11 protein-coding genes are annotated in these 8,502 nt (G+C 35.3%); 4 read left to right on the forward strand and 7 right to left on the reverse strand.

Annotated features, from left to right (window positions below; genetic code table 11):
- Positions 1-278: PilN domain-containing protein (locus A194_RS18380; protein ID WP_040402854.1), on the forward strand; the 278-nt coding region annotated here is incomplete at its 5' end.
- A gap of 37 nt (positions 279-315) precedes the next feature.
- Here the strand turns inward: A194_RS18380 and A194_RS0112310 are convergent.
- The 5 genes from A194_RS0112310 to A194_RS0112330 all read right to left on the reverse strand — a co-directional run bounded on the left by A194_RS0112310 (position 316) and on the right by A194_RS0112330 (position 4,138).
- A complete protein-coding gene (locus A194_RS0112310) occupies positions 316-1,089 on the reverse strand; it encodes an ABC transporter permease (RefSeq protein ID WP_017187133.1) in 774 nt (257 codons plus the stop codon).
- Complete coding sequence (locus tag A194_RS0112315; RefSeq protein WP_017187134.1) at positions 1,089-1,997, reverse strand: ABC transporter ATP-binding protein; 909 nt, start codon at positions 1,995-1,997, stop codon at positions 1,089-1,091. The genes A194_RS0112310 and A194_RS0112315 overlap by 1 nt, the downstream gene beginning before the upstream one ends.
- Before the next feature lie 3 nt (positions 1,998-2,000).
- Positions 2,001-2,189 (reverse strand): PLDc N-terminal domain-containing protein, encoded by a 189-nt coding sequence (locus A194_RS0112320; RefSeq protein WP_017187135.1) that lies wholly within the window; start codon positions 2,187-2,189, stop codon positions 2,001-2,003.
- A 181-nt stretch (positions 2,190-2,370) separates the two neighbouring features.
- The gene (locus A194_RS0112325; protein WP_017187136.1) at positions 2,371-2,922 is read right to left on the reverse strand and encodes a GNAT family N-acetyltransferase; all 552 of its coding nucleotides are present in this window, start codon (positions 2,920-2,922) and stop codon (positions 2,371-2,373) included.
- A gap of 307 nt (positions 2,923-3,229) precedes the next feature.
- Entirely contained in the window at positions 3,230-4,138 is a 909-nt protein-coding gene (locus A194_RS0112330) for a TIGR01777 family oxidoreductase (protein WP_017187137.1), read from the reverse strand.
- Between the two features lie 65 nt (positions 4,139-4,203).
- Here A194_RS0112330 and recX point away from each other — a divergent pair, with 65 nt between their 5' ends.
- On the forward strand, positions 4,204-5,025 hold the full coding sequence (gene recX / locus A194_RS0112335) for a recombination regulator RecX (protein WP_017187138.1): 822 nt from the start codon (positions 4,204-4,206) through the stop codon (positions 5,023-5,025).
- A 20-nt stretch (positions 5,026-5,045) separates the two neighbouring features.
- Here the strand turns inward: recX and A194_RS0112340 are convergent, their stop codons facing one another.
- Entirely contained in the window at positions 5,046-5,702 is a 657-nt protein-coding gene (locus A194_RS0112340; RefSeq protein ID WP_017187139.1) for an SDR family NAD(P)-dependent oxidoreductase, read from the reverse strand.
- 89 nt (positions 5,703-5,791) lie between these two features.
- Here A194_RS0112340 and A194_RS0112345 point away from each other — a divergent pair, with 89 nt between their 5' ends.
- Complete coding sequence (locus A194_RS0112345) at positions 5,792-6,124, forward strand: YfhH family protein (protein WP_017187140.1); 333 nt, start codon at positions 5,792-5,794, stop codon at positions 6,122-6,124.
- A gap of 47 nt (positions 6,125-6,171) precedes the next feature.
- On the opposite strand, the gene A194_RS0112350 is transcribed toward A194_RS0112345, so the two are convergent.
- The gene (locus tag A194_RS0112350) at positions 6,172-7,155 is read right to left on the reverse strand and encodes a metal-dependent hydrolase (RefSeq protein ID WP_040402860.1); all 984 of its coding nucleotides are present in this window, start codon (positions 7,153-7,155) and stop codon (positions 6,172-6,174) included.
- 33 nt (positions 7,156-7,188) lie between these two features.
- Between A194_RS0112350 and mutY the strand changes: the two genes are divergently transcribed.
- On the forward strand, positions 7,189-8,277 hold the full coding sequence (gene mutY / locus A194_RS0112355; protein ID WP_017187142.1) for an A/G-specific adenine glycosylase: 1,089 nt from the start codon (positions 7,189-7,191) through the stop codon (positions 8,275-8,277).
- Positions 8,278-8,502: the final 225 nt, after the last annotated feature.

Here is an 8,502-nt window from a genome sequence, read left to right on the forward strand (position 1 = left end):
CATCTACTAATTCGGTTATTCAATCTTATAGTTATGATGATCAACAGACTATTACAATGAATGAACTGTTTGAACAATCGAGTTTTACTGAAGAGATCGAAGTATTAACGATGCAAATAAACGGATATACTCAATCTGAGGGTCAGTTAGAAAGTTTTGTTAATGAATTAGAGAGTAGTGAAAGACTGTTACAAGTTACACAACTTCAATACCAACAAAATGACGACGGCGAAGTGAACTTTCAATTAAGTTTTTCTGTATTCGCCTATCCAATGTAAAAAGAGGGGCCACAAAGTGGGCACCTCTTTAATACTACTAATCAATCGCTTTATTTTTTAGTGTAATTGTCGCAGTTATTAAGCAAATAACGGTAATTGCAACGGCTGAAACTGAGCTGAACCAGATCTCTGTTTCTAATTGTCCAGAGTAGAAATAAACGTTAATATAGTCACTAATTAGTGTCGGGCTCCATGTTATAACGTGGCTGTATATGCTTGATATAACATTTAATGCAACAACTGTAATGATTGATAGAAATGCGACTAACCCTTGAGACTTTAAAAAACTATTAAACAACATAACAATGCCTAAAATCATCATGAAATAGACAATAAAGAATAATATACTAATGGTAATTTGAATGAAGCTAATAGTTCCGAATAAAATATTGACGTAATACCAGCCGACGAGTAAAGAAACAGCTAGTGAAAAGGCGATTAGCATTAGTATAGCAACATATTTAGCTGTAATATAATTTGTGAAGCTAACAGGCTTGGATAAGACAAGTTCGTAAACACCACTTTTAACTTCCTTTGAAACCAATCCCATCGACACGACGACTGCAATTAAAACACCTAACATTCCTAATTGACTAAAGCTCATGATCATTGCTTCAGCTACAGATGGAGTAGGGAAATCCATTGTTGCTCCTTCTGGTACGTTACCGACAGTATCCATGATGATTGGGAAGTAATACATCGTTAGCGGGTCCATAATTGCAAAAATAATAAAAACAATAGGAACCCATATCCACTTAAAACTCCGCCAATGTTCAGTTAGTTCTTTTTTGAATATCGTTTGCCATTGCATTATTCTGTCACCGCCTTCATGAAAATGTCCTCAAGTGAAGTTTTACCTATCTCAAATCTTGTTAACTCCCAATCTTCTTGCTTAATTAAATCAAGTAACTGACTACGTGCTATATTAATATCATGAACGGTTACGATGAATCCATCTTCTTCTCTATTAACGTTAAACACAGAGTCTATTTCTTTTAATCGTTCTTCGATAAACTTAGGTTCTTCTCCGAATGATAAGTGAATCGATGTTGTCCCTTGAGTTTCACTTACTTCTGATATAGCACCTTGCTTAATCATTTTCCCTTTATGCATGAGCAAGATTTCTTCACTTACTTCTTCAGCATCGTTAAGGATATGAGTGGAGAATAAAATGGTGGCATCTTTTTTCAATTCTCTAATTAAATTTAATACTTCACGTCGACCAATTGGATCTAATGATGAAACTGGCTCGTCTAGTATGATGAGTTTAGGGTCGTGAATTAATGCTTGAGCAATTCCTAGTCGCTGTTTCATACCACCTGAGTACTTTGAAATTCTTTGCTTTTTAGCATCGCTTAAATTCACTAAGTCTAGTAATTCTGCTGCTTTTGCTTTCGCTTCATGCTTCGTTAAATAGGCAAGCTGACCAACATAAATTAAAAACTCTTCTCCAGACATCCAATTATGAAAAACAGGGTACTGTGGTAAGTATCCTACATAATGACGGACATCACGGCTAAACCTTTCTTCATTAAAAACGATCTCACCTTTAGTTGGCTTAATAAATCCAGCTAACATTCTAAGTGTTGTTGTTTTACCAGCCCCATTTGGTCCTAAAAGGGCAACACACTTACCTGGTTCTAACGAAAAAGTCAGTTCATCTACAACATTTGTTGATTGATATGTTTTAGTCAGTTGTTCTACAGACATTAATGTCATTTGTTACATCCTCCTTCCAATAATGAAATATAAGACCGGTCCTATTAAGTTGAAGAATATAATAATCAGTATCCACATCCACTTTGGGCCGTTTGTTTCATCAATCTTTCGTAAATCAATTAAAGCAATAATAATGAGTATTAATTGCAAAACACCTAAAGGGATGAGTAGTTGTATCAGAGTTGCATCCATATCGTTCACTCCTTTACTATCAGTATAGCCAAAAAATTATCTAAATACTTTCGAAAATTATGAAAAAGTTAAAGTAAGTAATATTTATAATTAAAGTGTACTATATAAAATAGTACACTTACAACGCTTTTAGGGGTAAAAAAAGTCCAATAGATGGTTTTCCACCTATTGGACGGTTCTTTCAAGCTTCAAGTTCATCGACCTCTTCATCATCATTTTCATGCATATAAAAGATGAAAGCATCTTTGTAGATTGCAAACAGATCATATTCTTTGTTACCTTGATTAATTTGTTCGTATACATTCGGATAAGTTTCATTTGCTTCAACAGCGTAAGATAACTTATTGACTGCTCGTAAAGAGCGGCTATTTAATTTATTAACCTTTAAAAAGACAACTTCAATGTCTTGTTCCATAAATAATTCCCACAAGAATAGTTCTTTAGCATATTGGTTATAGCCTTGGCCAAAGTATGGTTTGCCTAACCAAGTAGCTAAAAAGCCTTTTTGTTCATCAATATCATATAGAGTGATCGCACCGACTGGATTTTCCATCTCATCTAAAATGGTTCTTGAGATGAGTTCGCCATTTTCTTCTTGTTGATTCATCATGTTTGTGAAGAAGTAGTAAGCTTCCATCGTATCAGCTTTTTCTCGTACGAATGGCTTAACTGCTTCATCATTCAATAGTGGGAATAACGCAGGGACATCCTGTAATTCTCTTCTTTTAAGCATAAAAAAACCCTCCTTCAACTTAAATTGTTTCGTGAGGGTGACGCTTACTGAAGACGCAGGCGACGGGTGCGATCACCCTCGAATTTTTATCAATTGCACATCTGAAAAACTATTGCATACAATGCACATAACAAAAATCCGGGGTGGGAATCGAACCCACTAGAACCACTTCTATTCGAAGCGGTGGCGCACCATTTGCCTTCCCTTGAATTTGACTAAATGAATTCTACAACATCATAGTCTATTTGAAAATAGGTTTTTTAAAGTTTTTAATTACCAATTTAAAACACGTAATTTTCTCACAAATTCATCGCTCGTATAAGTCACGTAAAGCGGTTTGAAGCGTTGCGAATTGGAATGGATAACCCGAGTCTTCTAAAGCTTTCGGATATACATATTGACCGCATAATAACAACAGACTCATTTCTCCTAAGAGTGTTTTAATCGCAAATGAAGGTGCCGGGAGCCAATGAGGTCTTTTAATAGTATTACTTAACTCTTTGCCGAAATCCTTATTTCGTTTGGGGTCAGGGGCTGTTATATTTACAGACCCACTAACTTGTTTATTATTAATTATCCAATCGATTATCTTAACAACGTCATAAATGTGGACCCACGACACCCATTGTTCACCACTACCTAAACGTCCGCCTGCGAACAATTTATAGGGCAGAGCTATTTTAGGTAAAGCACCATTATGTTGATCTAATATTAATCCGAAACGTGCTTTAACTGTACGAATGTCCAACTTATTCGCTTCATTTGCTTCTTGTTCCCAAATGTTGCACACCTCAGCTAAGAAGTCACTTCCTGGATTTACTGTTTGTTCTGTAAAGATTTCTGTATCGGAAATTCCATAAAAGCCAATTGCCGAAGCGTTTATGAACGTGTGGGGTGGATTTGTCATTGCATTCATGATGCGAATAAGTTCTCGTGTTGTTGTAATACGACTTTCTAGTATTCTTTTCTTTCGTTCATCATTCCATCGTCCGCCATTTAATGACTCACCAGCTAAGTTAATGAAGACATCTGCACTGTTAACTTGCAGTTCAGGTTGAGAATCCCCATTAAGCCACTCAACGTAAGTAACATTATCTTCACTACTATTATTGCGAGGGTTGCGTGTTAGTATAATAACTTGGTCATCTTTTGACGTAAAATAATCGACTAAATGTTGCCCGACAAAACCTGTTCCACCTGCAATAACTATTTTCAAACAGATGTACCTCCTTTTTTATATGTACTATAATGAAATTATGACACTAACAGGAGTGTATTTTTATGAAGAAAATTAGTAAGATTACAAAGCAAAAAAAGAATCAACAGCGATATAACGTCTTTTATGAGAAAAATGGTCAGGATGAATTTGCATTTGGCATCCATGAAGATCTATTAGTACGATTTGAATTGCGTAAAGGTTTAGAGTTATCTAGTGAGGAAGTTAGAAACATTGAGCAACAAGATGCCATGTATAGATACTATACCCTTACTTTAAACTATTTAAGCTATCGAATGCGAGCGAAATCTGAAATTATAGAATATTTACAGAAAAAAGAAGCAACAGAACAAGATATTGCTTACGTCATTGAACGACTTCAAACTGAAAAATTATTAGATGATGTTGCATTCGCCGAAGCTTACGTTAGAACGAAAATGAACACTTCTATGAACGGTCCAAATAAAATTAGACAAGAGCTTTATCAAAAGAAGCTAACAGAACATGAAGTTGAACAAGGACTTAGTCATTATACGAAAGAACTTGAAATAGATAAGCTTGTGAAGTTAATTGAAAAGAAAGTTAACGCGAGCCGTAAAAAGTCATTCAAAGAACACGTGAATAGCTTAAAACAATCATTAATTCAGAAAGGTTTTACCCATGATGCGATCGAAATCGCGTTACAGTCGATTGAATTATCAGTCGATGAAGATGAAGAATACGAGGCTTTAAAGTATCAAGGGGAAAAAGCGTGGCGTAAGTTTGAAAGAAAGCATGAAGGTTTCCAGTTACAGCAGAAAGTAAAAGCTTCTTTATTTCAAAAAGGTTTTCCAGCCGAATTAATCGAGCAATATATTAATGAAAAAAGCATGGAAGAGGAGGTTTAACCTTTTTCCATGCTTTAAGTTTATTTAACGTGAATTTCATGACGTCCGTCATCCTGTGCGATAATTTGTTTTGCATAATCTTGTGGTGAAGGTAAAAATGATGGATCTTTAACGAAATCACTACCTTCCCAAAATGGTGTGTTCATTCCACCCATGTAAACAGCTGATACTTCAATGTTTTCTTCAGCTAGTTCCTTTTGTAGACTTTCAGTAAAACCACGTTGTGCAAATTTACTAGCGCAGTATGCTGATTCTTGTACTTTTCCTTTTAAGCCAGCAGTTGAAATAATGTTTAACATACGACCATTTGATGAAAGTAAATGGTTTAAGAAATGTTTCGTAACATAAATCATACCATTTACGTTCACGTTAACCATCGTATCGATTTCGTGCTTTTCAAGGTCCTCAAGTATATTAAAGTAGCCTATTCCAGCATTGTTAATGAGTAGGTCAACTTGGTCAATTTGCTTTGCTAAGTTGCTGACAGAGTTCCAATCGGTAATGTCACAAGTGAATACTTTCGCTTGTCCACCAGACTGTTCAATTAAATTTTTTGAAGTGTTTAGCTTTTCTTCATTTCGGCCGACTAGATAAATGGTATAGTCTTGATTAGCGTATTCTAAAGCTAATGCTTGTCCTAAACCTGAACCGGATCCAGTAATTAGTGCTGTTTTCATGTTGTAGCCTCCCAACTTTTAGTTAAACTATTTTTATTATGACTTGAATTTGATACGATGTAAAATGGAGTATGAAAGGAGAATACGAAATGCAACGTCGTTATAGTCAATATACAGTAGAACAACTGCAAAAAGAAATTGCAGAGTTAACAGAGAAGGCACAAAAAGCAGAACAAATGGGTATGGTTAATGAATACGCTGTGCATCAGCGTAAAATCGTTATGGCGAAATCTTATATGAAAAATCCAAGAGAGTATAGACGTGGACAAGTTTATGAAATAGACGGTTCACCAAGTGAATTGTTTGAAATTGATTATATGAATGGTGTCTTTGCTTGGGGAAAACGCAAGTCGAAACAAGGTGAAGTCGTTAATGATGAAGAAGCTTTACCGATCGCGTTATTAACTGAACGAGCAGAATAGATTATTTAAACCAGTTGAGAATGGCTTGCCCTCTCAACTGGTTTTTATTATGCTATGACAATGGTTCTTAGCTTTTTTTGAAGTTTTTCTTCAGAATATACCCAGCCAGTATAGGAAGTTAATATGTTATAAAATTTATCTAAAGTTACAACAGCTACAAATGGGTAATGCCCTTTAGAACGGTACCGTAAATCGATAAAGCGGATTTCTACATAATCATCAAAACGGTCGATTTCATAACGGTAGATGGGTGAGAAATCTATAAAAGCTTTGACGTTTCCATCTTGAAATGCAGCATTCATCTCAGTTGTTTCAGGTAATTTATTTTTTTTAAACGTATCTTTAATGTCGATATGACCGTGGTCACTATCTGCTACGAAATAATAATCTGGTGTTTCAATGACAACACGCCAAGTATTATGATGAATTGTAGGTTGTGTAATAATTTTTGTTGCGTTTGGAAAATGTTTTTGTAAAATATCAGTTATTTCTTTTTTATCAAAAAATCGTTTAATATAGTATAAGAATACAACAAAGAAAACGATTAAATAAGTCATACTTGGTTCTGCACCTAATATCCATGCAAAAGCCCCAATTAAAAATAGACCGAAGATATAAGGATCGAATGTATTGATCCATCCTAATGCAATCCATTTGTTAACAAATGGTTTCAATGCTTGGGTACCATAAGCGTTAAATATATCAACAAGAACGTGTAACGCAACTGATAATAGTACCCAGAACCATAGGTTGAGCCAAGGGATGTCTATATAAAAAGCGTAGATCGAAAAAGTTACTAATAAACTCCATAGCAATACTGCTAATGGTGAATGAGACGAACCACGATGGTGTCTAATATATGTGGCATTATCTTTAAATTTAAAAAATGTATCAAAGTCTGGAGCGTGTGAACCGACAATTGCACCGATTAAAACGGCTTGGAAAAGGTCAGTGTTTTGTTGAACTGCTGGGTCTAAAGTGGCTAACCCACCGATTGCAACTCCCATTGTTATATGGGTAGCAGTATCCAATGGTCCATACCTCCTTATCGAATAGGTGATTATATGACGCAGTCTACTTCTATATCTATACCCATTTTGTTTAATCGTGAAGCATTTCAGCAAGATCTGATTAATTGGTATAACGAAATTAAACGTGATTTACCATGGCGGGAAAACCAAGACCCATATCGTATATGGGTTTCTGAAATTATGCTTCAACAAACTCAAGTCGATACAGTTATCCCTTATTTTGAACAATTTATGGAACGTTATCCGACTGTTTATGACTTAGCTAAAGCTGATCAACAAGATGTATTAAAATCTTGGGAAGGATTAGGATATTATTCGAGAGCTCGAAACCTTCATGAAGCAGTGAAAGAAGTTGTTACATCATATGACGGAATCGTACCAAATAAAAAAAAAGAGTTAAAGAAACTCAAAGGGATTGGTTCGTATACACAAGGAGCGATTTTAAGTATTGCTTTTAATCAAGCAGAACCTGCTGTCGATGGTAATGTTATGCGTGTTATGTCTAGAGTACTCCATATTGAAGAAGATATTGCTAGACCAAAAACGAAAAAGATGTTTGAAGATGTTATTTCTAATGTTATGTCTCAAGAGGATCCATCTTCTTTTAACCAAGGGTTAATGGAGTTAGGAGCATTAATTTGCCAACCGAAAAAGCCGAAGTGTGAGCAATGCCCTGTGCAACAACATTGTTTAGCGTACGAGCGTGAAACCCAAGCAGCATTACCAGTTAAAACTAAAGCAAAAAAACAGAAGAGGGAAGCTTTTTTCACAATAGTTTTAAAAAATGAAGACGATCAATACTTTATCGAGCAAAGACCTGAAAATGGTTTATTAGCTAACATGTGGCAATTTCCGATGTTTTCACAATCAGAATTTGATGAAAAGGATTTTATTAATTGGTTTGAGCTAGAACATGGTGTTAAATTAAGTGTTCATTCTGATTATAATCAAGTAAGGCATGTGTTTTCTCACGTTATTTGGGAGTTAGATTTAATTGTCGCTGAAATTAAATCTCAAGATTCAATTAACCTTGAAGGGAAGTGGGTTAAGGTTAATGAGCTTGAAACATATCCATTTCCAAACGTTCAACAGAAAGTAGTGAATGAATTAGGTTTAAATTAGATGTTTTTGGTAATAAGAATTAAAGTTTATCTTGGATAACATCTTCGCTTTTTGGTTAGATTAACTGTTGCGGAGGTGATATCAGATGGCTAAAAAGAACCAACGTCAGCAACAGCAACAGCAACAACAAAACCAAACTGCTGCTGGTACTAACGCTCAAGAAGTAAAGCGTCAGAACCAACAAAATCAGCACCAACAGGAGTTTGCTGCTGAGACTGCCAAGGC

It is taken from the genome of Alkalibacillus haloalkaliphilus C5, assembly GCF_000269905.1.
Lineage (GTDB): Bacteria > Bacillota > Bacilli > Bacillales > Alkalibacillaceae > Alkalibacillus > Alkalibacillus haloalkaliphilus_A.